This window comes from Phycisphaeraceae bacterium, assembly GCA_019636795.1.
In the GTDB taxonomy this organism is placed as follows: Bacteria; Planctomycetota; Phycisphaerae; order Phycisphaerales; family UBA1924; genus JAHBWW01.
Map to the genome: position 1 here is coordinate 163,483 of JAHBWW010000003.1, position 25,883 is coordinate 189,365.

A 25,883-nucleotide genomic window follows, 5' to 3' on the forward strand; every position below is an offset into this window, starting at 1 on the left:
GATCGCACGCGCCGGACCACGCAAACAGGATCGTGCGTCATGACCGAGCCGCCAAATGTTGATTCTGGACACACGCAAAGGCCCCGCGAGGCGACCGCTGCCGCTGCGCCGGGCCCCGGCGGCCGGCGCCTGCTGGTCGGGGTCGCGCTGCTGGCCGCGGTGCTGCTGACCCCGCTGGCGTTCGTGTGGGTGATGCTGTCGGTCGCGCGCGGGGCGGTGTGGGCGCTGGCCGAACTGCGCGAGCACATCGCGGCGACCGGCTGGGTGGTGCTGGTCCTGATTCTCATCTGGCTGGCGGCCGAGGTGCGCATGATGATGCGGGCCGGGCGCGACGGGGCCGATGGCAGGTCCATGCCGCGCCGCAGACGCTTCAGCGCGTGCGTTGGCTGCGCCGCGATCATGGTCATGGGCAACGGCGCGCTCGAGATCGCCTCGGGGCGCGTCGAGGCCCACTGGGAAGCGCGCAAACGTGACGGCGTCGATCTCTACCGCAACCACGACCTGTCGCGGCTGGTCGGTCAGTGCATCCGGCTCAGTCTGCTCCGCCACGCCGAAACGATCGGCCGATCGGGCGTGCAGCGCGACCTGACGCGGCTGGCCGAGACGGTGCCCGATCGCTGGGAAGCTCTTGCGGCCGCGGGCGATGCGCGGGTCATGCGCCTTGGCGATGCGCAGTTGAGCCGGTTCATTCTCGAGCCCGACGCGGCTGCGCTCTCGGCCGACGAGTTCGGCGCGCTGCTGCGCGACTGGCGACGGCAGGCCAACCTGCACGCCCTGAGCGAGGCCGATCTCGACGCGGCGGCCGCCGCCATCAGCCGCGACCTGGGCATCACGCTTCGAGAAGCCCTCAAGAGCGATTTCCAGCGGGGCGGAAAAGCCTGGGCGGCGATGCAACTGGACATCGCCCAGAGCCTGCTGGCCGCTCTGTCGGCCGGGACCGCCTCGGCTGACATCGCCTCCGCCATCGCCGACCTGCACGCGCTCGTCGCCGACCACGCCTCGGCCCTGCCCGCCCTGTCAGATCTGCTCCACACCGTCGCGGCCGCCGATGAACGCCACGCCCGCGCGGTGCTCGAACGCTTCGACGCGACCGCAGCCCAGCTGGCCAGGCTCGAAGAGACGACGCGCGCGATCCGCGATGACACGATGGCGATCCGAGCAGACACGGGCACCATCCGGGATGACACCGCTGCCCTGCGTCAGGACACGGGCGCGATCCGGGGCGATACGGGCGCCATCAGGCAGGACACGGGCACCATCGCGGGGACGCTCGATAGTGTGCTCTCGAGCGTGAAGGACGTGACGGTGCTCCAGCGCGAACTCAACGAGCGGTTCCTTGCGCACACCACCATCGGCCAGCGCGCCCCAGCCGAAGCCGCCGTGCCCGATTTGAGCACCGATCCGGCAGCCTCAGCCCAGATCGAGGCCGACTTTGCAGCCTACGAAGCGGCCCGCCGCACCACCGGCTCGCGGCCGTTCTTTGTCGAGACCGCCCCGCTACGCAGCCGCCTGTGGGAGCGCGAGGCTCGAGCGGGCAACGCGGCCGCCGCCGTGCTCATCGGCCGGACCATCCAGGAAGGTATTGGCATGGAGCCGAATCAGCCCGCCGCCCGCGCGTGGTACGAGCAGGCCGCCGATGCGGGCAGCGCCGCGGGCCTGTTCAACCTGGCTCTGATGCACGAAGATGGCGAAGGCGGGTTCCCGCAGAGCCATGCCGCTGCCCTGCGGTTGTATATTGCCGCAGCCGAACTCGGGCATGAAGGAGCGATGGCCGCTCTTGGGACATACACCCGCGACGGCCGGGGAGGCGTGATATCCAGCACCGAGGCCGCTCTGGTCTGGTACGAACGGGCCATCGCGCTTGGTGATACGCACGCTATGAACCTGGCGGCGTACCACTACCACCGTGGCACCGAGGTCCGCAGTGCTGACCCGGACGCCGCACTCGCACTCTTTCGTCGCTCCGCCGCAGCCGGCAACGAGGAAGCCAGAGGCATCGTCGCAGCCGAAATACTCGGAGCGTGCTTCAGGGCCTACACAACTGAAGGGGCTGGTGAGACAGCACGCGAAGCAGCGCTGGCTGAGGCCCGAAGCGCTTTGGGAGTACTGCGCATCTCTTCTGCAGAACACCTGCTCAGATTGCTCAACCGCGATTCCATCTGGACCATCCTCGAAAAGTTGAACGACGCCTCTGCCCATGACCCGATGCGGCAGTTGCTCGAAGAGTTGAACGTCTTGACCATCGAACGCTTCCTCGCTGCTGACGAGTCAGATCGCGTCCGACTTCTCGATGGGTTCGCACGAGCGACAGCCGCGACTGTATCGGCGTGGACAAGGAACAACGAACACCATCGCGTGGTCGAGTTCTGGAAACTGGCCTACCGAGGCGTACCGCTGGCCAGTCGAACCCAGGGTGAACAAGACCAGATGCTCGCCCAGATCAAGGCATGCGTCGTGAGCCTGTACACCCTCGGCTACCGGGCCGACGCCGCTCGCCAGACTGACGAAGCCTTTGTCATGTTTGACGCCATCATCGCCCAGCGTCCGTGGGACTGGTACCTGCGAGGAGCGGCAACGCACCTCGGGTGGGAAGCCGGCGCTGCCGCCCTGCACGCAGGTGATCACGAAAACGCGCAGCGCTTCCTGCGGCGAGGCTGGACTGTTCAGGCCGAATTTGAAGGTCAGGAGGACCTGATCGCACGCACGACGATCCTGCCGGTCAAAGGAGTGATTCCGCCGGGCATACCCGAGAAAGACACGGCCTACTTCCGGGTCTTCGCCCTCGGGAGCGCGGACCGTGACAAGGCCGATCCACGATGGGGCCTCATTAAGTTCACAGTGCCCTTCGATTTCGAAGGCCGAAAGATTCCCATTGCAATCTATCTGCACAAAGGTCCACGCGGATATCGAGGCTTGCAGGAACAGTTCATCTGGTGGCGGGAGTATCGGCGAGGCATCGTGCCGCCGGATGTTGAGGACAGTTTCCGAAGGCTCAACGACATCGCCCGAGAGAACAACGTCGATTTTGCCGATCTCTGCGTCTATGCCCTCGGTACCAATGACGCGGCAGAGAACAAGCCATAAGCAGTCCCGCTTCCGCCGCCGGCACCCGCCGCGACCGACAGTGTCCGAAACGCACACTCTGCGCTGATCCGGCCCATAACCGCCGCGCGAAGTTCAGGAGGCCATTGCTGTCAAGGATGCCCGCCCGCCCGCAGCAGCACCCCGCCCGGGTCGCTATCCTGCACGGCCATGAGCGCGTCTGACCCGCCCACCACCTCTGCCACGAACGCGCCGCCCGATGCACCGCCGCCGCCGAGGCCGAAGAATGGCTCGCCCATCGCGCGCTTTCTGGCCGTCGTCGAATGGCTCGGGAACCTGCTGCCGCATCCGGTGACGCTCTTCGCCCTGTTCGCGCTGGGGGTCGTGATCGCCAGCGCCATCGCCGCCTGGCTTGGGGTTTCGGTCGCCGACCCCCGCCCGGGTGCCGCGCCCGGCGCGATGTTCACGACCAACTCGCTGCTCGATGCCGACGGCGTCCGCTGGATGAGCCAGAATCTCGTGGCCAACTTCGCGGGCTTTGTGCCGCTGGGGACCGTGCTCGTGGCGCTGCTGGGCGTGGGCGTGGCCGAGAAGTCGGGCCTGCTCTCGGCGGCCATTCGCGGGCTGATCCTGGCGGCCCCCAAGCAACTCGTCACCGTCGTCGTCGTCTTCGCCAGCGTCGTGAGCAACACCGCCAGCGAGATGGGCTACGTCGTGATCATTCCGCTGGCGATGGCGATGTTCTACGCCCTCGGACGCCACCCGCTGGCGGGGATGGCGGCGTCGTTTGCCGGGGTCAGTGGCGGGTACAGCGCCAACATCCTCATCGGCACCGTCGATCCGCTGCTGGCCGGCATCACGCAGGAGGCCGCCCGGCTCATCGACCCGACCTACGAAGTGCACCCGGCGGTCAACTGGTACTTCATGAGCATCAGCACGTTGCTCGTGACGGCTGTGGGCTGGGCCGTGACCGCGTGGATCGTCGAGCCGCGTCTGGGCCCCTACAACCGCGCCGACGCCGATGACACACTCGAGCCCGCTGCGACAATGGAGAAGCTCAGCGCCGTCGAGAAGAAAGGGCTGGCGCTGGCGGGGCTGGCGGTTGGGCTGATCTGTCTCGGCTTCCTTGTGCTCGCGGGCCCGCGCTACGCATGGCTCGAGTGGGCCAGATTCCTGCCGGGCTGGGGCGTCCTGCGCGACCCCGATCCGGCGCTGAGCGGGCCCGACTCTTTCAGGCCCATGCTCCGTAGCGTCGTGACGATGATCCTGATCTTCTTCATCATCCCCGGGTTCATCTATGGCCGCGTCGTGGGCACGATGAAGAACGACCGCGATGTCATCGACGCCATGGCTGCCGCGATGCGATCGATGGGGCTGTACATCGTGCTCGTGTTCTTCGCGGCACAGTTCGTCGCGTTCTTCAACTACTCGGGCCTCGGACAGATCCTCGCGGTCGCGGGGGCCGATCTTCTCATCGCGCTCAAACTCGACAACCCGCTGGTCTTCGTGCCGTTCATTCTGATGTGTTGTTTCGTGAACCTGATGCTCGGCTCGGCCAGCGCTCAGTGGGCGGTCACGGCCCCGATCTTCGTGCCCATGCTCATGACCGTCGGCTACAGCCCCGAGGTTATTCAGGCCGCCTACCGCATCGGTGACAGCACGACCAACATCATCACGCCGATGATGTCGTACTTCGGGCTGATTCTCGCGGTCGCGGCACGCTATCAGCGGAACCTGGGGATCGGCACCATGATCGCGACGATGCTGCCGTATTCAATCGCGCTGATCATCGGCTGGACGGCGCTGTTCTACCTCTGGGTGTTCCTGCTGGGCATGCCCGTCGGACCGGGGGCCCCGACGTATTACACACCGTCCGCAGGGCTGTGAACCCCACAGCGAGCCAAACATCCCGGGTTGGATTCGAACCAACGACCTGCGGATTAGAAGGCCAAAGGGATATGCACAGAATACACGGGAAATAGGCCACTTTCCAGCATGTTCACCCCTTGGTAAGGAACTTGGCAAGGATCGTCCCCGCCCAGGCCCACCACCCGGCCCGGTAACGCTCGCCCAGGTGGAGCCGGGCCACGGGGCCGTGGTCGCGTCGGTTGACGGCCTCCCGGCCACGGGTAGAGTGAGGGACGCGGCGGCCTCTGACGCGCGGCGCGAAGTGGTCCCCTCGACCGACCCCCGCGAGAAGCGTAAACTATGGGTGGCACACCCTTGTGAGTCCGCAACCCGCGCAAGCGGAGACCGGATCGGGGGCCATGAACTTGTGAAGTTGTGAACCTGCGAACGTGTGAAGTTGTGAACCTGCGAACTGCTGCCCCAACTCGGCGCGTTCGTCCGTTCGTGGTTCCACCGTCCATCGTAAAGACGGCCCCGATGCGTTGACGGATCGCGCCCCCTGGGAGCGTCCGTCATGTCTGTTGCTTCACCCGGCGGGGCGCTTCCCGCCGACTTCGCCCGCACCGTCGCCCAAGCCGTCATCGCGGAGATTTCGCGCCGGGGCATCGTCCAACCCGAGTACCTGGATACCGCCCAAGCCTCTGTCTACACGGGCATGAGCGCCGATTGGCTGTCCAAGGGCCGGTCAGAGGGATTCGGGCCGCCCTACTCCAAGGTCAGTGATTCGCGCGGCGGCGCTGTCCGCTACAAGCGCACCGACCTTGATGCGTTCATGGCCGCACGCCGGGAAGGGGGCGGGCGGTAACATGGACACCGGATGCCAACTCGACGCCAACGCCATTCGTGACGACGTTCGGCTACTCGCCCGGCTCGCCAACGGCGCGTCCGGCAAACTGGTTGCCACGGGGTTCGGAGAAGACCCTTGCGGGTCCGCTCCGTTGATGCCCAAGGTGATTCACGGCTCCCCTTCCGACCCTGACACCTTCGCCGATGCGATGGTGTCACTGGGCGCGGAGCGTCATCGGAATGTGTACCTGTCTCTGGCCGTATTCACGCCCGATCTACGCGACGGCTTGAAGGGCGGAGAGGCCGAAGTCATTTCCGTCCTGGGCGTGGTGGCGGAGTTCGATTCCAAGAATGATCCGCACGCGGGAGAGTGGGCTACTCGGCTCCCGATGCCGCCGACGATGGTACTCGAAACCAGTACCCTCCCGGCCCCATCGGTCCAATGCCGCTACCTGTTCACGCGGCCCATCGAACCGGCCCAGGCGAAGCGAATCGCGGTCATGTTGACAGAGGCCACGGGAGCCGATCCCGTGTGCAAAGACTTCTGCCACGTCTGGCGGCCTGTCGGCGGCCTGAATCATCCGAACCGCCGCAAGGTACAAGCGGGCCGTCCCCTTGAACCCCAGGCCGTCAAGGTGATTGTCCCGTTCGCGGATGATCGTCTGATTGATCCCGACGAACTGGAGCGGAAGTTGTCGGTGATCGCGCCGAAGGCGAAGGTGAACGCTTCGGCTCCGTCCGAATCCATCGACATTGCCACCAATGCCCCGCGTCTGAATCACGTTGACGAACTGGGGCAGGGTGTTTCCGATCAGGTGAAGGTCTACATCGTCAATGGCGAGAATCCCCAGGAACCGGGACACTTCCCTTCCCGTTCGGAGATGCTGTTCTGGGTTTGCTGCGAGTTGATCCGGTCGGGGGTTTCGCACCCGGTCATCTACTCGGTCATCACCGATCCGAAGTTCAAGGTGTCGGAGTCGGTGTTGGAGAAGGGATCGGGAGCGGAACGCTACGCCCTCCGTCAAATCCGCCGAGCGGAAGATGAAGCCATTGACCCGATGCTCCGCGAAATGAATGACCGGCACGCCGTCATCGGGAGCCTGGGCGGGAAGTGTCGCGTCATGGAGGAAGTGTTTGACGAAACGCTCCATCGTCATCGGGTGGAGTTCAGCACCTTCCCCGACCTTCGGAACCGCTACCTGAATCGAACCGTGGTCCTGGGCCAGAAGAAGGACAAGAAGGGGAACGTGGTCGGTGATATCGAAATGCCCGCCGGTGAATGGTGGCTCCGGCACCCGAACCGACGCGAATACGCGGGCATCATCTACGCACCGGGCCGCGTGGTGGAGGGTTCGTACAACCTCTGGCAGTCATTCGGAGTTGTCCCGAAGCCGGGTTCGTGGGTTCGCATGGCTACGCACCTGCGGGACAACGTGTGTGCGGGGAACGCGGACCACTCCCGCTACGTCCTGGGCTGGCTCGCCACGATGGTCCAGAAGCCCGGCGAGCCTGGGCACACGGCCATTGTCATGCGGGGCGGTCAGGGTACCGGGAAGTCCATCGTCGGACACAACCTCCGCCGCATCATGGGCCGACACGGTATCTCAATCTCCAACCCAACCCACTTGGTGGGCAACTTCAACGCCCACCTCCGGGACTGTTCGTTCGTCTTCGCGGATGAAGCCTTCTACGCCGGTGATCCCCGCCACGCTCGCATCTTGAAGACCTTGGTGACGGAGCCGGTGTTGATGATCGAACAGAAGGGCGTGGACGCTTCGCCGTCACCGAACTGTGTTCACCTGCTCATGGCCTCCAATGAGAAGTGGGTAGTCCCGGCGGAGGCCGACGACCGCCGCTATTTCGTGTTGGACGTGTCCGACGCCCGCGCGAATGACCACGCCTACTTCAAGGCCATTCAGGAAGAGATGGACCACGGCGGCCTTGAAGCCATGCTCCATGATCTCTTGGCCCTTGATCTCTCCGGCTTCAATGTGCGGGCCAAGCCTGACACGGCGGCCCTGCGGGATCAGAAGTTGCGGAGCCTCCCGCCAGAGGATGAATGGTTGCTGTCCATGCTGGAGGACGGGGCCTTGCCCGCGTCGGCTCTGGCCGTGGGGCAGAGTCGGGAGGTGTATTCGTCCGACCGGGACACCTACCCCACCACGTCCTTCGGCCTCTACACGCTCGCCCGCCGATCCGTTCCCCGGCTCCGGGACTGGAGTGACAAGCGGTTGGGGGCGGCGCTGGCGGCCTGGGGTTGCACACGCCGCCGGTGGGATCATGCCCGAGGGTGGACCTTCCCTCCCCTGGGCGAGTTGCGGGCGGCCTGGGATGCGAAGTACGGGCCGCATGAGTGGCCGGAAGGTACCGGGCCGGACTGGGCGGCCCCGGTCACTGACTCATGGGGCGAGCCTGACCCATCCGCCCAGGGGGAAGAGTCAGGAGAACGTCCATTCTGATACACGCGACTACATACCGATACGGAGAACCTGACTCTTCTGACGCTTCTGACGCATTCGGAGCGAAGTCGGGAATCCTGGCGCACTTCACACCCTGGGTAGTCGGCGCACTCTCTGGACATTCTGATTCTCTTTATAAGAGTCAGAAGAGTCAGAAGAGTCAGTCTTCCAATGCTCTACATGCCGCACCCCTACGGCTCCATGCTGAATCGCATGACCCATCCCCTGACGCATCTGGGCGATGGGTCATGGAGCATGGAGCGGGGTCCGAGGATTCACCCCGCGCGTCGCCCGCGCCGCCCGATAACCCCTTGCGCGCCCGTATCGGACCTTTCCCGCGTTATCGGGCGTCCGCCCCAGGCTCCCCGGCCCGCCGACCGGCCTTACCAACGCGCTCCGAATCCTTACCAACGGGCCTCCGTCCCATAGGAACCCCGCTCCCGTGGTCCCAGGGCCGTATCCCTGCAACCTACTTGGTCCCCGGCCTCCGCCGCACCCATCGTTACCGGACCCTGACCTGTCAACCTGGAGAAGGTGTGACGGCTGTAGGGGTTGTAGGGCCTGGGAGGGGGTGTCCCATAAAAGCGCAGATTCTCGGACGCGGGGACCCATCCGCCCCCATATTCCCGGCCCAAACCCGCATCGCAGTTTGTTAGGTGTTTACTAGATATGAGTACGAACCCCCCAACCCCCGATCCCAACGGCCTCCCGCTCGCCCCGACGCGCGGTTCACCTGTCAGCGCCGCCATGTTTGACCGGCTCATGGAGGCCGCCAGCAAGGGCGGATGGGCCGCCGTCTACACCACGTTCGCCCAGGGTGAAACCACCACCGAAGCGAAGCCCTACGCCGTGTACGAACGCCCCGCGCGTCGGCGCACGCTCGCGGCCTTCCTTGACAAGCGCCCGGACCTTCGCGCGTTGCTTGACAACGCGGCCCAGGAACGCCGGGACCGCTTGCTGTCCGCTTTGGAAGATGAAGTGGAGCGCATCGCGCTTGGACCGGGCGACGTGACCCAGGATTTCGACGCGAAGACGGGAGCCTTGACGCGGACCCGCGTTGATCGTCGGAACAAACTTCACGCGCTGTTGAAGTTGCTGGGTTCGCATGACCCCGACACCTACGCGGATCGGAAGCGCCTTGACGTGGCCGGACAGGTGAACCACGCGCACGCCCACCTCACCGTGAACGCTCCCTCCGGGTACGTCATCAATGTTGAGGCTCTGGAGGCGCTGGAGCCGGAGGAACGCACCACGCTTATGCGATTGATCGTCAAGATGGAAGAGTCCCGACGCGAACCGCCCGCGCTCCCGCCTGGAGGCCAAGCATGAACGCCGCACACACCTACCGCCAGCGCGTGAACTTCCTGGGCCTGAAGGCGAAGACTCTCGGCTTGACCGCCCAGGAAGAGGCCGAACTTGAACGGCTCCAGAGTATCCGCATTCACGAAACGCCGTGGGCCGTCATCGTCGCGCCGATCCCGCTTGACGTAGACGGCTGGAAGGCCGCCGTTCAACGGAGCCGGGGAGCGCCGCGCACGTTGCTGGCGGACAATGAACATAAGAATACATAAGAATACAAAGCGTTACATAACTCTGTGTCATTGCCCGATCCGACACCGAAGCGTAAACTATATCAGGATGCAAAGTAGTAACACACTCACACCCGAAGCGTGTATGGTCGCGGACGCGATGGAACCCCGCGTGGCCGCCGCGATCATCGACGCGATCCGCACGGCGCATGCCCAGGGCGTCGGGCGTCCGACTCCGGCGCATTGCATCGACGCGGCCAAGCGTCATCGGGCGAAGGCCCGGCTTGTGTGCGCCGCGAACGGTTGGCTTCGGTGCGAACACTGCCACACCTGGATTGATGCGGCGGGGTGCGAAGACGCGGAATCCGACTGTCCGCACGTTGGCGAAGCCGACAGCGCCGACGTGTACCGCGCCTTGATGCTCCGGGTTGCTGTCGGCGCTCCGATGAACTGCTCACACTCCATGCCCCGCGCCGTCGCGGAGCGAATGAAGACCGCGACGGCCTCACGATCTCCGGGGCCGTCGCAGAGTCCCGCCACGTCACCGAAAGGTGGCGCACCGGCGGTTTAGCGCGGCGGCATCCCCGCGCGATCCCTCCGGCGCTCATTGGCGTGGGCCGCCGGAGTTTCAGACGTTCACCGGGCCGCCGTCGAAAGGCGACCGACCCGGTTTCGACCCGGCTTGTTGTCGGGTCCGCTCACTCGCCGGGGTTTCGTACTGGCCCCCGGCGGGTTTCGCAAAGCCGAGTTCGGATACCCAATCATGGAACCAAACACCCCGCCACCGATCAACACCGACATTCCGGTATCGGTTCACGTTGACAATCTCGCGCCGATGCGGGACGCCTTCATCCTGGGCGTTGACACCCAGGGCCAACCGATCATCGACGATGCGTTCAACAAAGCCTGGGCGTCGATGGAAACCCTCTACACCAAGTCCGCCGCGCTGTCGGAAGCGGATCGGGCGTTGAAGGCCACGCGCATCGACTCCGCCCAGGAACGCCGACTCCGCGCCGGAGCGGACAAGGCGCTGTCCGACGCTCGCCAGACGGTGGCAACGGCGATGGAGTCCATCGCCAAGCATCGGGCGAAGGCGGAGGATGAAATCTCCGCCGCGCTCCAACTCCCGGAGCATCGGTCATCGGTGGTTCACTCCATGCGGGCCGACTCCATCCGTCGCGTGTTGCACACCATGCCGAAGACGGCTCGCCTTGACGCGCTCCGCGCCGCGATCAATGAAGGGGACGTGGAAGCCGTGGCCTCTGTCCTGTCCGCCTCCCCGCTCGCGTCGGGCTTGTCCCGTGGCGACTTGGAAGGCTTGCGGATGGACGCGGAGCGGAAGTTCGCGCCCCAGGCCGCCAACCGCCGGGATGCGTTGATCCGCCTGGGTGAAACGCTCGCCCGCGCTGGCGATGCCACCGAACGCACCTGGGGCCGACTTGTGGGCCGGGGTTCCGATCCCCACGCCCGCGCGGAGGCCGCATTGCGGAACCTGGAAGGGAGCGCGGTCTAATGGCGGACACCGACCCCAACGCCGCGCCGCCGGTCGATGAACTGGCCCAACTCCGCGAGTTCGCGGGAAGCGTCCGCAAGGCGCTGGCCCTGGGCGACGATGCGGACCCCGCGTCCGTCCTGTCCGCCCTGGGCAACGTGTCCAAGGAACTGTCCGAAACCAAGGCCCGCGCCGAATCCATCCAATCGGCATGGGCGTCGGAGAAGGTGTCGGGGGCGATCCGCTCCGCGCTGGAGGCTTCGGGCGTCAAGCCGGAGTTCATGGAAGACGCGATGCTCCGCGCTACCCCACTCTTCACCGTCAACGAACGGGGCGAAGTCGTGACCAAGGCCGACGCGAAAGACACGATTCCGGGCCAAGCGCCCGCCGCGTGGATTCATGGCGAGTTGATGGCCCAGGTGAAGGGGCGGTACTGGCCTACGTCTGTCGGCGCTGGCGCACGCGGCGCGGGATTCCTCAACACCGACGCTTCCGGCGCGGATGCCATGTTTGATCCGCGCTCCCCGTCGCATTCGTTCACTGCCCAACTCCAATATGAAGCGAAGTTCGGGAGCGTGGCCGCCGACCACGCCCGCGCAAAGTACCGCCACCGTGGAAAGGGGTTCGTATGACCAATCAACTCTGGGACGCCCGCGCGTCCGCCGTTCTCTCCGCCGTGCGCCGGGAAGTCGCCCGCCGCGCCGTCAAGTCCGTTCGCACCCAGGTGGAGGCCGCCGAAGGCGACTGGGCGGACCACGCCGCGAGCGTCAAGGCCGCCGTCCTGGGCTTCCTCGCGCTGGCGGAGTGTCACCACGTCATCCTTTACGCCGCGTCCTACGAATGCGCCCCAGGTGTCTACTCCGAACCCGCCGACGTGGGCTTCCCCCGCGCCGTTCGTCGGGCCGTCCGGCGCATCGGCCCGATGCTCCCGGCCCAGGCCGCCATGCGCGGCCTGGACACCGTGGCCGCCTCCCTGGGCGAAGCGTCGCCCGTGGTCCAACGGATGCGGGCGAACGGGTAGGGGCCACACGCGGCAACCGATTCGGCTACACTCGTCCCACGAACCGCCTTCCCGCCCTTCAACGGGGTTGACAGGCCCGTTAGGGCATCGTACAGTACCGCCTGTAGCGGTCTGTCCTGGGACGTGGGCGACTAGTGGTGCCTATCATGGCGCACCGACCGATGAGGTAAGCCGTGGCTGGAACCATCCCGTTTACCGCGATTGACCTGTTCGCCGGAGCGGGCGGACTGGCGGAGGGCTTTCGACAGGCCGGGTTCCAATGCCTCGTCGCCAACGATTTCGACCAATCCGCCGGTGAGACTTTCAGCGCGGCCTTCCCCGAAGCGAAGTTCATCCCTGGGCCGATTCAGGACATCAGCAATGCGAAGATGCTGGAGTTCGCCGGGCTGAAGCGCGGGGAACTGGACGTACTGGTTGGCGGGCCGCCGTGCCAAGCCTTCAGCGTCTACAACCATCAGCGCGGGATGCACGATGAACGATCTGGCATGTTCCGTGAGTACCTGCGCATCGTCAAAGGGCTGTTGCCCCGCGCCGTTGTCATGGAGAACGTGACGGGTATCACCAGCATTGAAGAGGGCCGCGCAGTTGAAGAAATCCACTCCGCGTTGAAGGACCTGGGCTACACCGTCGAGCATCGGATTCTGAAGGCTGAAGAGTACGGAGTCCCGCAAGAGCGCCGCCGCATCTTCTTTGTCGGTGTCCGGGACGGGGACGCGATTCAGTGGCCCCAGCCGACGCACTACGGGAAGGATGCCAGTTCCCTCTTCGGTGAACCTGGGCGAGAACCGTTTGTGACAGTGTGGGACGCAATCAGTGACCTACCGAAGTTGTCGATTGAGGAAGGCGAAGAAGTCTGCGACTACGGCTCACCCGCGAAGTCGGACTATCAGCGCGTCATGCGCCGGTACTCCCGCAAGTTGTATAACCACGTTGCGCCGTATCTCGCGCCGATCAACATACAACGTCTGAAGCACATCCCTCCGGGCGGAAGTTGGCGCGATATCCCGCGCAACCTGCTACCGGCGGGCATGAAGGCCGCTCGCCGTAGCGACCACACCAAACGCTACGGTCGGCTGGAGAAGACCGGCCTTGCATCGACCATTCTAACCAAATGCGATTTGCACTGGGGGGCGTTCATTCATCCAACACAGGAGCGCACGCTTACGGTTCGTGAAGCGGCGCGCTGTCAGTCGTTCCCTGATCGGTTCCGTTTCAACGGCTCGCGGGTCGATCAGTTCCGGCAAGTTGGAAACGCTGTTCCTCCGTTGCTCGCCCGCGCCGTTGCGCAGTCGGTCGCGGAAATGTTGAAGGAACCCGCGACCGAGAAGGGCACGGTAGAACTTGTCTCGTGACCCGCTCACGATCATCGCCGAAGTTCTCGGTGAACCAGCGGACCAAATGCGAAACCCAGTAAACGCTGGGTATCAGTGCCCCTTCATCAACTCGGTTTGCACCAAGCGAAGTCAAAGGATGCAGGGTTCGTACCCGGTGTGCAGCATCTACCGGAAGACGATCCAGCATTGCGTTTGTCCGAAGCGGTTCTATCAGGCGGACTTGGTGGCGGACGTGCTGGCGCATTGCTGGGCGGGCACGCCCCCAACAGCGCCGCAAGTCGCCTACGAAGTCCAAATGAAGGGCTTCGGGATGGTGGACTTGGTGATTGCGGATATCGACGCGACGAACACCGTCCGTTCATTCGTTAGTGTGGAGTTGCAGGCGGTTGATATCACGGGGAGCGTCGAACCCGCGTATCAAGCGCTGTTGGGCAACGCGCAGGTAGAGGGAAAGATCAGTTACGGCCTCAACTGGGCCAACGTCCGCAAGCGGTACGTTTCGCAACTGATATCGAAGGGCTTCTATCACCACCACTGGGGGAGCAAGATCGTTTCCGTCCTACAGGAACCGCTATACGCCCAGTTCCGCCACTATATCCCGTTCGATGAACTGGACCCGAAGGCGGGCACGAGCAATGTTGTATTCATGCTGTACGATTTCCAAGATGATCCCGACCGGGGAGCGCCGCATCGGCGTTTGACGTTCACACGCGCCATCGGCACAAGTCACAACAGCCTAATGACGGGCGCGCTGTATCGCACGCCTCCCGATCGCGCCGTCTTCTGCCAACGAATCTTGGAGCGATTGAACGGGGCCTGATCCCGCACTCGCTAGGCCTTGGTCGGGATGGTGTCTTCCAAGCGTTGACGCCGCGCCCACGTCTTCAACCCGGTACGGGACGCGATGCCGCGCGCCTCATGCTCCGCTTCCTCTTCACTGGGCCACCCGCGCCCGTGGTCCGGGTCCGCGAGCATAACGCCTCCCTCTTCATCCTGAATGACCCAATACTCTGTCGGGTCATCGCGGAGCATGATGGACGCGGACGGTTGGGCCGCGTCGAATGCTTCATCGTCGGGATACTCGGCCACAAGGTCATCCGAGAAGACGACGATTGAACCGTCCGGGCGTCGGAGCGCGACGACGTAGATACCGCCCCCGCTCTGCCACGCCTCCCCGCCCATCACTTTCGCCAACGCTTCGGCTTGTCGTTCGTCCATCGTCGTTTCCTTTGCAAGCGTCCCCGGCTGGACTCGAACCAGCAACCACCCATTTAGAAGACGGGAGCGCTATCCAGTTGCGCCACGGGGACAGGTGGGACCATTCTACGCGCTGGCCTGTCGCCGCTCCCCCTGGGCGTCCGCTCCCCGGACGATTCGGCCCGCCGGGTTCGTAGCGGCGGGGACCGCCCCGGCCTTGCGGATGAGGAACGCGGACACCTTCTCCGTTGCGGCCCGCATCGCGTCCATGCTGGGCTTCCGGTACCGATCCGTTACGTTGGCGCTTTCGGGAGTGTGGTTCAGCAACGCCTTCAACACGCGCTCCGACACGTTGACACCCTCTTCATCGGCGGTACTGGCGAAGGTGTGGCGGAGCCGGTGGGGGTTCGCAAGCGCCGTGAACTTCCGGGGCTGGCCTTTGGGGTCAACCGCCCACGCGCCCGCCGCGTTCCGCTTGAAGCGGAGGATTCGCCCGTCCGCGTCCCGCATGTAGTCCTGTTGCTTCGGCTCCGACAGGTGGACCACGGCTCCCGACTTGTCCCGCGTCGGGAAGACCCACCCTTGATCGTCGCCGAACAGCGCCGGATTCTCCGCTTTGCGGCGCTTCAGGATTTCGACCGCCGGAGCGGACAGGGGGACCGTGAACGCCTTGCGCTCGCCACCCTTTGGGCATGGCCGGTGAATCGACTTCGGCGGGAGCGCCACGCGCTCGCCTTCGGCGTTGACGTACCACCCCGCCTTGTCCGTCAGGTTCACTTCATCCCAACGGAGCGTCCGCGCGTCAAGGCTCCGAAGCGCTGTCAACAGGACGAACCAGTACCAATCGCACCGGACGGAGTTCCGAATCCCGTTGACGGACGCGGCCCACTCCGGGAGCGCTTCCCATTCGATGGGTTGGCCCTTCGCTTCCTCATGCCACACCTTGGCGAAGCGCCGAACGGGGTTCACGGCCCCGTAGTTCTCGTCGGCTTCCCGCTTGCCCGCCGCCGTGTTCCAGACGGCGCGAAGGTTGCGGAATGACTTGTTCGCCACGGTCCCGCCGTGGTCATCACACACCTGGGCGTGGCGCTTCATCGCCTCTTTGCGCGTCAGGGTCGAAATGGGCCGGTCCATCCACTCGCCCAGGTAGCGTTCCATTTCCGCCTTCATGGACGGGACGGAGCGGGCGCGCTTGCGGCGGCGCATGTAGGCGAAGTGTTCATCCATCGCCTGGGCGAGCGTCAACGCCCGCCATTCGGCTTCCTCCGCCTCCGCCTCTGTCATCGCGTGGCCCGCCTCCCCGTTCACCTGGGCCACCGGAGCGTCCATCCCCTGGGCGTCCGCCTGGGCCGCCTGGGGAGCGTCGGCGCGGGCGTTGGGACGGGCGGGCGCTCCGTCCCGCTCCAGCCGTTCCCGAATGCGGGCGACGATCCGGGCGGCCTCCGCTTCATCCCCGGCCTTGGCCGCCTTGTTCGCTTCCCCCAGTTCGCCCCGGACCTTCTCCGCCAAGTCGCGGAAGTCGGAGGCCGTCCGCTTGCCCCCGGCCCGCCCCAGGGCCAGCCGGACGGACTTCCCGCCGACTTCGCGTTGGACGTACCACGTCCCCGCCTCCCCGTTGGCCTTGAACAGGAAGCCCCGGAGCCGGTCATCGGTGAAGACCACCGGCCCGCCCGCCTTGACCGCCTCCGCGCGGCACCGCTTCAACGCCTCTTCCGTCAGGTAAACGCGACGCTCCATATCGGACCTCCGATTCCCTTACCAAGGGCCTTGGTAAGGTCGGTCCCTCCATACCGCTACTTGCGGCTACAGAGGGACCGATCAGAAATCCCTTTGGAATACGGCGTTTACAACACCTGGGGCTACGGCTACACGCCGCGTTCAGCCCTTAGAAGTCCGCTGCTCTATCCAGCTGAGCTACCGGGACAGACATCGAACACACGACACGAACCTCGAAACCATCCGCGTCAATGGTATGATCCCGCCCAAGGTTCATTGCGGCGTGAGCGATGCCTTTTTCTCACGCTGACAGACTGGGACCGGTGGCGGCCGGCCCGATTGCCGGCTCGTGCCTCCACCCTCCCGCCAAACGCCTCGCCTCGCGTCAAGCCCGGAGCCGATCGTGCCCGAATCTCATGCAACTCCATCCGCCTTCCGCGACCAGTCACCCGTCGGGAGCGGTCCCTATGTCGTGCGGCAGGGCGAGTGCCTCCTGAGCATCGCTGAAGCCAGCGGGCACTTCTGGCAAAGAATCTGGAACCACCGCGACAACGCCCCGGTCCGCTCGGCACGCTCCGACGCCATGGTCATCCTGCCCGGCGACCGACTCGTCATCCCCCCCATCGAGCCGGGCGAGGAATCGGGCGCGACCGAGCAGCGCCACCGCTTCCGCCGTAAGGGCGTGCCCGCAGTGCTCAAACTTCAGATGATGCGCGACGGCGAGCCCCGCGCGGGCGAACCTTATGAACTCGAACTCGACTCAAAGCTTCTCGAAGGCCAGACTGACGACGAAGGCCGCATCACCATCACGATCGAGCCCGGCGCACGCGCCGGCCTGCTTCGCGTCGGCACCGACGAAAACAAGACGATTCAGATGATCGAACTCGGCCATCTCGCCCCGCACGATACCGTGCTGGGGACGCAGCAACGCCTGGGCAGCCTCGGCTACTACGAAGGCCGCGAAGACGGCCAGTGGAGCGACGCCCTTTGGCGCGCGATCAACACCTTCCTCACCACCAGCGGCCTGGAACCCGAGGACAACGTCAGCCACGCCACACTGCAGAAGATCCGCGACGCGCACGGATCCTGATCGGAACACCCGCATGGACACACACGGACATCACGAATGCGCCGATCAGGCCGGGCTCCCGCTCATCACCGCAGCGCTCGTTCGCGCCAGGAAGCCCGGCTGGCGCACCGGCGCGTTCTACCTGGGCAACTGGATCACCGATGTGCAGCAGGCGGTCGATCCGCAGCCGTATACCAATGTCGCCAACGGCGTACGCGAAGGTGTCGATGGCGCGGTCAAGGCCATCATGTCGCTCGAGATCCTGAACTCGCCCGGCTGGATCAGGAACAACCTCACGGTTCCGCTCACGAAGTTTCTGGGCGAGATCAAGGCCGCCGCCAGCGCGCTCGATGGTGGGCAGGACAGCCAGGTTGCGGGGATGATGCGCAAGGCCTTCTTCGTCATGGGCTACGACAAGTTCGTCCATCCTGAACATCGCCACGGCCCGGCACGCATGGACTACAAGGCCTACAAGCATGTCTTCGACTCTTCCTACACCCAGTACTATCCGCACGAACACCTCGACCGCTATCCGCAGTTTGCCGTCACCGCGCAGGAGCAGGCCACTCGCTCGGCCGACAAGCACGGCACCGGCTCTCGGCCCCTGAGCCCACACCTCTACGACTACCTCATCGAGGACATCCAGATCGCCGCCGGACTGCTGGCCAAAATCGACCGCGACTGGGCTCAGCGGACCTTTTCGCCCAAAGGTCAGGCGTGGCCCGATGCCGACGCGAACCTCGAGTGGAACATGGGTCTTGCTCGCCTGGGCCACGCTGTGCATGCCCTGGAAGACTTCTTCGCACACAGCAACTTCGTCGAACACGCCATGCACGCCCGGGCGCGCACTCTCAAGGATGAGCACTCCAAGAAAATCTTTGAGAATCGACTTGCCAAACTCAATCCCGATGAGTCGATCGGCTCGCCGTTCAGCGAGACCAACGTCGTCACCGGCTATTTCGACTCGTGGGACACGCTGCACTCTCTGGCGCACGTCGCCCAGGAACTCGGCCTGCGCGTCGAAGCCCACCTTGACCGGGCTCCCGAACCCCCAGGCGTGCACGGCCACGGTACGAAGCTCGGCCGCCTCATGGTCGAACTTGTCCGCAAGATCAAGAACGGCCCAAAGACCCGCGCCACCGTCGAAGCTGCGCTGAGCAGCATCGTCTCGGGCGGCGACCCGAGCGTCGATGCCGCGGTGCGCGACGCCGCACGCTTTGTCATGCACGAGATCCCGCCGGAAGCAAAGGAGGTCAAGGACGCGTTCTTCGACACCGTGCTCGCGCTCGCAGCCGATGTCCCCGGCTCGTCGCTGACCGTCGCCGATGCTCTGATTCTGCTCGCCGAGATGCACGAACGACTCATGTATCCGTGGGAGTTCTTCAAGTGGATGGTTTCCGAACTTCCGCTCGGGGCTGCCAAGTGGATTGTCGAGAACATCGGCGACGCCATCGAAGACCGAATCCGCGAGCCCTTCGACCGCGCCGTTCGTCGCATCATCGAAGAGCATCTCGGGCGCTTTCGGGTCGGCTCGCACTCTCTGCTCGCCAAGGACTACGAGTGGCCGCACGAAGAGGAGATCAACACGCTTCACACGCACGCGATCAACCTCGCCAAATCGGTCCACTGGTATGTCATCAAGGCAATGACGCGGCACACCGACCCGCCGCGTGTTGCCGTCACCCGAGCAGCATACGAGGACCGCGATCTCGCCTCGAAGAATCTCAACGTCCTCGGGTTCTACACATGGATCGACTGGCTCGAACTCTGCGAGACGTTCCTGCGCCATCCCGCTGGCGATCGCAAGAAGTCGCACGACACTCCGCTGCCCTCGCCCTCAACCATTCCCGACATTCAGAAACGCTGGTGGAACATCGTCATGGAGGGCAGGTCATTTCGGCGCTTTCCGGGCTATACGGGCACAGCAAAAGGCTGGGATGCACGCCTGCCACACAGTCTCATTTTCATATCCCCAGCCGAACTCGACGACCAGATCACCGCCGCCGAGTCGCTTCGCAAGAATGCCGAAAACGCCTACAACGGCGTCGAACCGACGCCACCACCGCCACCACCTGCTCCGACCGGCAAGATCGTGGACCTGCAGAAGATCCTCGGCGTGGCAACCACGAACGTATGGGATGATGCCACCGAACAGGCCGCACGCCGAAATATGGTCGCCCACGGCTCGCGCGGCGCGATCGTCGAATGGGTCCAGACTCAACTCAATGCTCAAGGCATGGACAGCGGCAAGGCCGACGGCATCTGTGGCGTGCTCACGACCGGAGCCATTCGACGCTGGCAAAGCAAGACTCCCGGACTCAGTGTCGATGGCATCGCCGGCCCGCGAACCATGCAGACTCTGGCCGAGGCATAAATGCCGCACGCACAGCATGCGTAAAGTCTCGCAACTTTTCGCGAGAGGAACAGCATGCGCCACCGATTCTCCGCCTCGATCATCGTCGCCGTTCTCACCCTCGTCTGGTTCGGTGCGACGAGTGAGGCGGCACAGGAAGAATCTCGCCCCGTTGCTATTCGTGTCGCAACGTTCAACCTTCAGGATGTCCGCCCAAGCGACATCGGCGACGGCTCGACCTATCGCCTGCGACAACTCGCCGAGACCATTCAGCGCATTCGCCCCAGCGTGATCCTCCTGAACGAAATCGCATTCGCAGCCCCCGACGATTACGGACGTGAAACCACCGGCTCGTGGACTGCCGAGCAGTTCGCCGAGCGTTACATCGCTGTCGCGCAGCGCCAAGGCCTCGAACCAATCCGTTACCGCGTCTTCACCGCCCGCACCAACACCGGCATGCCCAGCGGGTTCGATCTCGACCGCAGCGGCGAAGTCGTGAGCAGCTTCCCCGCACCACGCACCGCCAAGCCCGACGGCACACATCACTCAGCCTCCGACGAAGCGCGGGCCTACGCCGGCGATGCATGGGGCTGGGGAGAGTTTCCGGGGCAATATGGCATGGCCATTCTGGTCGATGAACGCCTCGATATCGTCGAAGATCGCGTCCGCACGTTTCGCCTCTTTCCGTGGATGGGCATGCCCAATGCACTCTTGCCCACACTCGGCACGGACGAAGAAGAATCAATGTGGTATGAAGAAGAAGCCCTCGAACTCTTCCGTCTGAGTTCCAAGAGTCACTGGGACGTGCCAGTCAAAATGCCCAACGGCACAATCGTGCACTTCCTTGCCAGCCACCCGACTCCACCCGCATTCGATGGCGATGAACTCCGCAACCGCAAACGCAACCACGACGAGATCCGTTTCTGGGCCGACTACATCCTCAACGCCGACTACATCGTCGACGATGAGGCTCGCCGCGGCGGACTTCGGCAAGGCTCATCATTCGTCATCCTTGGCGATCTCAACGCCGACCCCGATAAGGGCAACTCGTACCGCAACCCGATGCGCCAGTTCCTGCTCGACAACCCCGCGATCAACAGCCAGAACACCCCCACGAGCGATTTCGCCATCGAAGGCCTCGAACCACACGACACCGCCCACTTTCGACTGAGAGTGGACTACATCCTCCCGTCATCGAGCCTTCGGGTACTCCGAAGCGGGATCTGGCGCTGGTCCGACGGACAACGTCCGAGCGACCACTTTCCGGTGTGGATGGATGTCGTTGTACCGAACCCTTGATAAAAAGTTGCTGTCTCGCTTCCCTTCAAAATTTTGCACGTCAAAGGCATAAATATGCGAACATACTGCGAACGTTATCCCTATGTCAGTATGCGATAGGGTATTTTCGCCGCAATTTCCGCCTTGCATCGACGTTCAAGATCCATTAGATTATGTACTTAGGTAAAGGAACGCCAGCGCGCATTCGCCGCCCTCGGCTTTAGTAGGGTTGCTGCTTGGCTCAGAGGGGAGCCATGTCGCTTTTGACAGTTCATGAAGGGGGCTGCCTTTCGATCCCAGGCAGCCGGGGAGAAGTTCAGCTGTGTTCCCGCATTCAAGGAGTGCTGCTGTCGCGCCTTTTCAATCGCGAAGGGGTCATGGTTTTTCTTGGAGTTCACGATGAGAATTGACGCACTGGTCGCAGCGTGTGGTCTGCTTGCTATCGCAGGCACAATGAGTCTGGCCGCAAACCCAAACCCGATACCCGCCGGATCCATTGACAACCTCCGCTCGACATTCATGGATGACACGCTTGTGGTCTATTGGGGCATTGATGCCTCGGTTGCAGCACGTCAGGACATTCTGGACTCTATCGGTGGACAGGTCGTCGCTTCGGGCGCCAACGGTACTGATGTCATCCGCGTCAGCCATGGACTCGCCGCTGCGCATGCCGTTCTCAATCAGGTGCAGCCCACTGTTATCGTCTCCATTCAAAATACCGATATCTTCCTCGGCGAGCAGTACGACATCAGCACGTTCGAACTCCAGTCATTGACGATCGTTCCGACCGGGCCTCAGCGCGTGCTCGTGCCTGTCCTGCTCGATGGTGGGCTCTATACGCTCGAACTCGCCCCGTTCTCGTCGCGAGCACCGAACTTCAAAGTTCTTGTCGATGACGGCAGCGGCCAACTCGTCGAGGTCGATCCTCCCGCTCCCAAAACATGGCGAGGTCGAGTCGTCGAAATGCCCGGCAGTATGGTTGCTGCTTCGATCGACGGCTCGGCAATGACGGCCTCGATTCTGCTTCACGATAACGTTCAGGACGGATGGTTCATCCAGCCCCTCTCCGAAACCCTTACCGGCAATCCCGCCAATGCGCACATCGTCTACCACGGCCTGGCGTCTGTTTCGCACGGGCACGAGTGCGGCGGAGCACTCCCTCACGATGGAATGCTCTTCAACCCCATCGAACCAAATCAGAACGCCCTGCGCGGCGGCGGTCATCTCATCGTGGAAATGGCGTACGACGGCGATTTCCAGTTCTATCAGCAGAACGGCAGCAACCTCAACAACACCATCGCCGACATCGAAAACGTTCAGAACGGCATGATTGTCGTCTATGAGCGTGACTGCGGCATCACATTCGTCACCACACAGATCATCGTTCGCACATCAAGCGCCGGCAACCCCTATACAACAAGCAACGCAGAACAGCTCCTCGGTCAGTTCGGCACTCAATGGATTCAGAACCACCAGAGCATTCACCGCGATCTGGCTCACCTCATGACCGGTCGCAACATGGGCGGCGTCCTCGGAATCGCCTGGCTCCAGGGTGTCTGCAGCATCAGCAACGGCTACGGAGTCAGCCGCTCACGCTTCACCACCAACTTCGCACAGCGCACTGCGCTGACCGCGCACGAAGTCGGTCACAACCTCAGCGCGCCACACTGCTCTGGAAGCACCTGCCGGATCATGTGCGCCAGCCTCGGCGGCTGCGGCGGGATCGGACTGCCGAACTTCAGTGTCCCCGAAGCCACCGGCATCACCAACTTCGCCAGCAATCGCTGGTGCATCGACGACGGTTCGCCACCGCCCAATGATCCGCCCACCGTCTTCATCACCACTCCTCAGGCCAACAGCGTTTACAACGAAGGCAGCCCCGTTTTCTTCTCCGCCCTCGCCTCTGACCCTCAGGATGGAAACGTTGCTGCAAACCTCGTCTGGACGTCCAACATTGACGGGGCATTCGGCAACGGCGCGTTCTTCCAGTACACCCTCCTCTCACCTGGCGCACACACCATCACGGCTTCGGTCATCGATGCCGGAGGCCTCAGCGGCGAGGATCAGGTCCAACTCACCATCAACGCCGTGAATCCGCCCTGTCCCGCCGATCGCAATGGTGACGGCGAACTCAACTTCTTCGATATTCAGCATTTCCTCGACGCCTTCGCCGCCCAGAACCCCTCGGCGGATATGAACGGCGACTCTATGTACAACTTCTTCGACGTTCAGATTTATCTCGATCTTTTCAGCCAAGGTTGCCCCTGATTGGAGTTTCATACCGGCGGGGGGATTCTTACCCCGCCATCAACAGAGTTCATATACCAACAGGTTTGGACGTGCTTCGAGTCGGGTCGATGCCCGACTGACGCACGTCCCGCCTGTTTAGATTTTGAGGATGCACGAATGGGAAACATCAGATCGCTAGGAAAGATGCTCGCTGCATGCGGCCTTCTTGCCCTGGCCGGTCCCGCAACGCTCGCGGCCGGCCCGGACCCGATTCCACCGAGCACATTCGAACGCCTTCAGTCCAATTTCATTGACAACACACTGGTTGTCCATTGGGGCATCGACGCCTCCGACTCGCACCGACTCGCTGTCCTCTCGACCATCGACGGGAGCATCGTTGGAACCGCAGCGGATGGAGCCCAGGTCGTTCGTGCAGGCGTGGGAGCAGGATTTGCACAAACCCTGCTTGCACAGTTCCCCCCCACAGTCGTGGCAGGTGTCGAAAGCTCCGACATATTCCTCGGCAACCAACTCGGCCTCAACGCACTTGGCCTTCAGTCGCTGACCATCACCCCGCATACCAACGGGCGCGTGCTGGTGCCTGTCATTCTCGATGGCGGGCTGTACACCCTCGAACTCGCCCCGTTCTCGTCGCGGGCAGCGAACTTCAAGGTCTTCATCGACGATGGTTCGGGTCAACTTGTTGAGATCGAGCCCCCGGCCCCGAAGACGTGGCGCGGCCGTGTCATCGAAATGCCCGGCAGCGTCGTCGCGGCATCCATCGATAACGGTCTTTCCGCTTCGATTCTCCTTCACGACAATGTGCAGGACGGATGGTTCATTCAGCCGATCACCGACGTGCTCGCGGGCGTCGCGGGCGATGTTCATATCGTCTACCACGGCAACGCCGTGCGAGAGATGGATGTGCACTGTGGCGGCGGATTGCTGCCCGACTTGGGCGGCTTCAACCCGATCGATCCGCAGATGGATGGCACGTTCCGCGGCCCAGGGTTCAAGATCTGCGAAATGGCGTATGACGCCGACTTCCAGTTCTATCAGCAGAACGGCAGCAACACCAACAACACCATCGCCGACATCGAAAACGTCCAGAACGGCATGATCATCGTCTACGAGCGTGACTGCAACGTCACCTTCACGACAACGCAGATCATCGTCCGTACATCGAGCGCCTCGAACCCTTACACATCCAGTAATGCCGAAACCCTCCTCAACCAGTTCCGCAATCACTGGAATGCCAACCACGGCAATGTGCATCGCGATCTGGCCCACTTGATGACCGGTCGGAACATGGGCGGCGTCCTTGGCATTGCGTGGCTTTCGGTTGTTTGTGTTCAGAATACGGCCTACGGCGTCAGCCGCTCTCGCTTCACCACCGCGATGGCCAGCCGCATCGCACTCACCGCACACGAGGTCGGGCACAACTTCAGCGCTAACCACTGCTCAGGCAGCACCTGCAAGATCATGTGCGCCAGTCTCGGCGGTTGCGGCGGCATCGGGCTCCCGAACTTCAGCCCTGCTGAGGCTTCTGTCATCACCAACTACGCCAACGGACGCCCGTGCCTCGCAAACACCGGCCCACCGCCAAACGACCCCCCCAGCGTTTTCATCACCACGCCATTCAGCGGCGCACAGTTCAATCAGGGCAACCCCATTTTCTTCTCAGTCATCGCTGATGACCCACAAGACGGCAACATCGCTGCCAACGTGCTCTGGAGTTCAAGCATCAACGGCGTATTCGGTGCCGGCGCGTCCTTCACCTACAGCAACCTCGCGGTCGGCACGCACACTATCACTGCATCTGTAACCGACTCGGGCGGACTCAGCGCCAATCATCAGGTTTCGATCACTATCAACGGTACTGTCGTGAATCCGCCCGATCGCCCTGCCAAGCCGACTGTCACCGACCAAGGTAACGGATCTGTGCTTGTGCAGTGGATTGACCTTCCCAACGAAACCGCCTGGGACGTTCAGCGTCAGGAGAAGGTTGGCGGCGTCTGGACCAACTCTGTCATCGTTGGGTCCAACCTGCCAGCAAACACGACTTCGTTCGTGAATAACCCCGGCGGATTTGGGGATTGGCGCTATCGCATCCGCGCCAAGAACTCGGCTGGTACCAGTCAGTGGTCTGTGTGGCAGACGATCACGCTGGTTGATCCCAGCATCACGGTCCCGGATCGCCCGGCTCAGCCTACCGCCACGCATACCGGCGGCGGGAATGTCCTCGTCAGTTGGACCGATCTTCCCAATGAGGACTACTGGCGCATTCAGAGGCAGCAGAACGTCGGTGGCTCGTGGACCAACACCACGGTCCTCAACAACAACCTGCCTCAGAACACCACGTCATACAACGACGCTCCGGGTTCTGGCCAGTTCCGTTACCGCATTCGTGCGGGCAACGTCGCCGGGCTTTCGCCGTGGTCACCATGGCGCACCATCACGGTGCCATAAT

The 25,883-nt window shown here is 63.5% G+C and carries 19 protein-coding genes and 1 tRNA gene; 17 read left to right on the top strand and 3 right to left on the bottom strand.

All coding sequences use genetic code 11. From position 1 onward, the window contains the following. The first annotated feature begins 39 nt into the window (after positions 1-39). From KF757_06825 to KF757_06880, 12 genes are all read left to right on the top strand, one after another. Positions 40-3,084: a DUF2610 domain-containing protein gene (locus KF757_06825; GenBank protein MBX3322688.1), complete on the top strand. Its 3,045-nt coding sequence runs from the start codon at positions 40-42 to the stop codon at positions 3,082-3,084. Positions 3,085-3,252: 168 nt separating this feature from the next. Next, complete coding sequence (locus KF757_06830) at positions 3,253-4,929, top strand: AbgT family transporter (protein ID MBX3322689.1); 1,677 nt, start codon at positions 3,253-3,255, stop codon at positions 4,927-4,929. A gap of 535 nt (positions 4,930-5,464) precedes the next feature. Beyond that, the gene (locus KF757_06835; protein ID MBX3322690.1) at positions 5,465-5,755 is read left to right on the top strand and encodes a helix-turn-helix domain-containing protein; all 291 of its coding nucleotides are present in this window, start codon (positions 5,465-5,467) and stop codon (positions 5,753-5,755) included. Position 5,756: 1 nt separating this feature from the next. Beyond that, entirely contained in the window at positions 5,757-8,195 is a 2,439-nt protein-coding gene (locus KF757_06840) for a hypothetical protein (protein ID MBX3322691.1), read from the top strand. 669 nt (positions 8,196-8,864) lie between these two features. Next, a complete protein-coding gene (locus tag KF757_06845; GenBank protein MBX3322692.1) occupies positions 8,865-9,524 on the top strand; it encodes a hypothetical protein in 660 nt (219 codons plus the stop codon). Continuing rightward, a complete protein-coding gene (locus KF757_06850) occupies positions 9,521-9,766 on the top strand; it encodes a hypothetical protein (GenBank protein ID MBX3322693.1) in 246 nt (81 codons plus the stop codon). The genes KF757_06845 and KF757_06850 overlap by 4 nt, the downstream gene beginning before the upstream one ends. Before the next feature lie 130 nt (positions 9,767-9,896). Next, positions 9,897-10,295, top strand: a complete 399-nt coding sequence (locus KF757_06855; GenBank protein MBX3322694.1) for a hypothetical protein — start codon at positions 9,897-9,899, stop codon at positions 10,293-10,295. 192 nt (positions 10,296-10,487) lie between these two features. After that, entirely contained in the window at positions 10,488-11,237 is a 750-nt protein-coding gene (locus KF757_06860) for a hypothetical protein (protein ID MBX3322695.1), read from the top strand. Then, a complete protein-coding gene (locus KF757_06865; protein ID MBX3322696.1) occupies positions 11,237-11,848 on the top strand; it encodes a hypothetical protein in 612 nt (203 codons plus the stop codon). The genes KF757_06860 and KF757_06865 overlap by 1 nt, the downstream gene beginning before the upstream one ends. Then, a complete protein-coding gene (locus KF757_06870) occupies positions 11,845-12,237 on the top strand; it encodes a hypothetical protein (GenBank protein ID MBX3322697.1) in 393 nt (130 codons plus the stop codon). Before KF757_06865 ends, KF757_06870 begins: the two co-directional genes overlap by 4 nt. Before the next feature lie 173 nt (positions 12,238-12,410). Then, positions 12,411-13,589, top strand: a complete 1,179-nt coding sequence (locus KF757_06875) for a DNA cytosine methyltransferase (GenBank protein ID MBX3322698.1) — start codon at positions 12,411-12,413, stop codon at positions 13,587-13,589. Further along, positions 13,579-14,391, top strand: coding sequence for a hypothetical protein (locus KF757_06880; protein MBX3322699.1), 813 nt, complete (start codon positions 13,579-13,581; stop codon positions 14,389-14,391). The genes KF757_06875 and KF757_06880 overlap by 11 nt, the downstream gene beginning before the upstream one ends. A gap of 11 nt (positions 14,392-14,402) precedes the next feature. Here the strand turns inward: KF757_06880 and KF757_06885 are convergent, their stop codons facing one another. The 3 genes from KF757_06885 to KF757_06895 all read right to left on the bottom strand — a co-directional run bounded on the left by KF757_06885 (position 14,403) and on the right by KF757_06895 (position 16,505). Further along, complete coding sequence (locus KF757_06885; GenBank protein ID MBX3322700.1) at positions 14,403-14,789, bottom strand: hypothetical protein; 387 nt, start codon at positions 14,787-14,789, stop codon at positions 14,403-14,405. Positions 14,790-14,807: 18 nt separating this feature from the next. Beyond that, positions 14,808-14,881, bottom strand: a tRNA-Arg gene (locus KF757_06890). Positions 14,882-14,894: 13 nt separating this feature from the next. After that, positions 14,895-16,505, bottom strand: coding sequence for a tyrosine-type recombinase/integrase (locus KF757_06895; GenBank protein MBX3322701.1), 1,611 nt, complete (start codon positions 16,503-16,505; stop codon positions 14,895-14,897). Between the two features lie 382 nt (positions 16,506-16,887). Between KF757_06895 and KF757_06900 the strand changes: the two genes are divergently transcribed. The 5 genes from KF757_06900 (at position 16,888) to KF757_06920 (ending at position 25,882) form a co-directional block, all read left to right on the top strand. Beyond that, the gene (locus KF757_06900) at positions 16,888-17,574 is read left to right on the top strand and encodes a hypothetical protein (GenBank protein MBX3322702.1); all 687 of its coding nucleotides are present in this window, start codon (positions 16,888-16,890) and stop codon (positions 17,572-17,574) included. A 13-nt stretch (positions 17,575-17,587) separates the two neighbouring features. After that, a complete protein-coding gene (locus KF757_06905; GenBank protein ID MBX3322703.1) occupies positions 17,588-19,927 on the top strand; it encodes a peptidoglycan-binding protein in 2,340 nt (779 codons plus the stop codon). Positions 19,928-19,981: 54 nt separating this feature from the next. Further along, the gene (locus KF757_06910; GenBank protein ID MBX3322704.1) at positions 19,982-21,205 is read left to right on the top strand and encodes an endonuclease/exonuclease/phosphatase family protein; all 1,224 of its coding nucleotides are present in this window, start codon (positions 19,982-19,984) and stop codon (positions 21,203-21,205) included. 378 nt (positions 21,206-21,583) lie between these two features. After that, positions 21,584-23,452 (top strand): hypothetical protein, encoded by a 1,869-nt coding sequence (locus tag KF757_06915; GenBank protein MBX3322705.1) that lies wholly within the window; start codon positions 21,584-21,586, stop codon positions 23,450-23,452. A 138-nt stretch (positions 23,453-23,590) separates the two neighbouring features. Further along, complete coding sequence (locus KF757_06920) at positions 23,591-25,882, top strand: hypothetical protein (GenBank protein MBX3322706.1); 2,292 nt, start codon at positions 23,591-23,593, stop codon at positions 25,880-25,882. Position 25,883 lies beyond the last annotated feature (1 nt).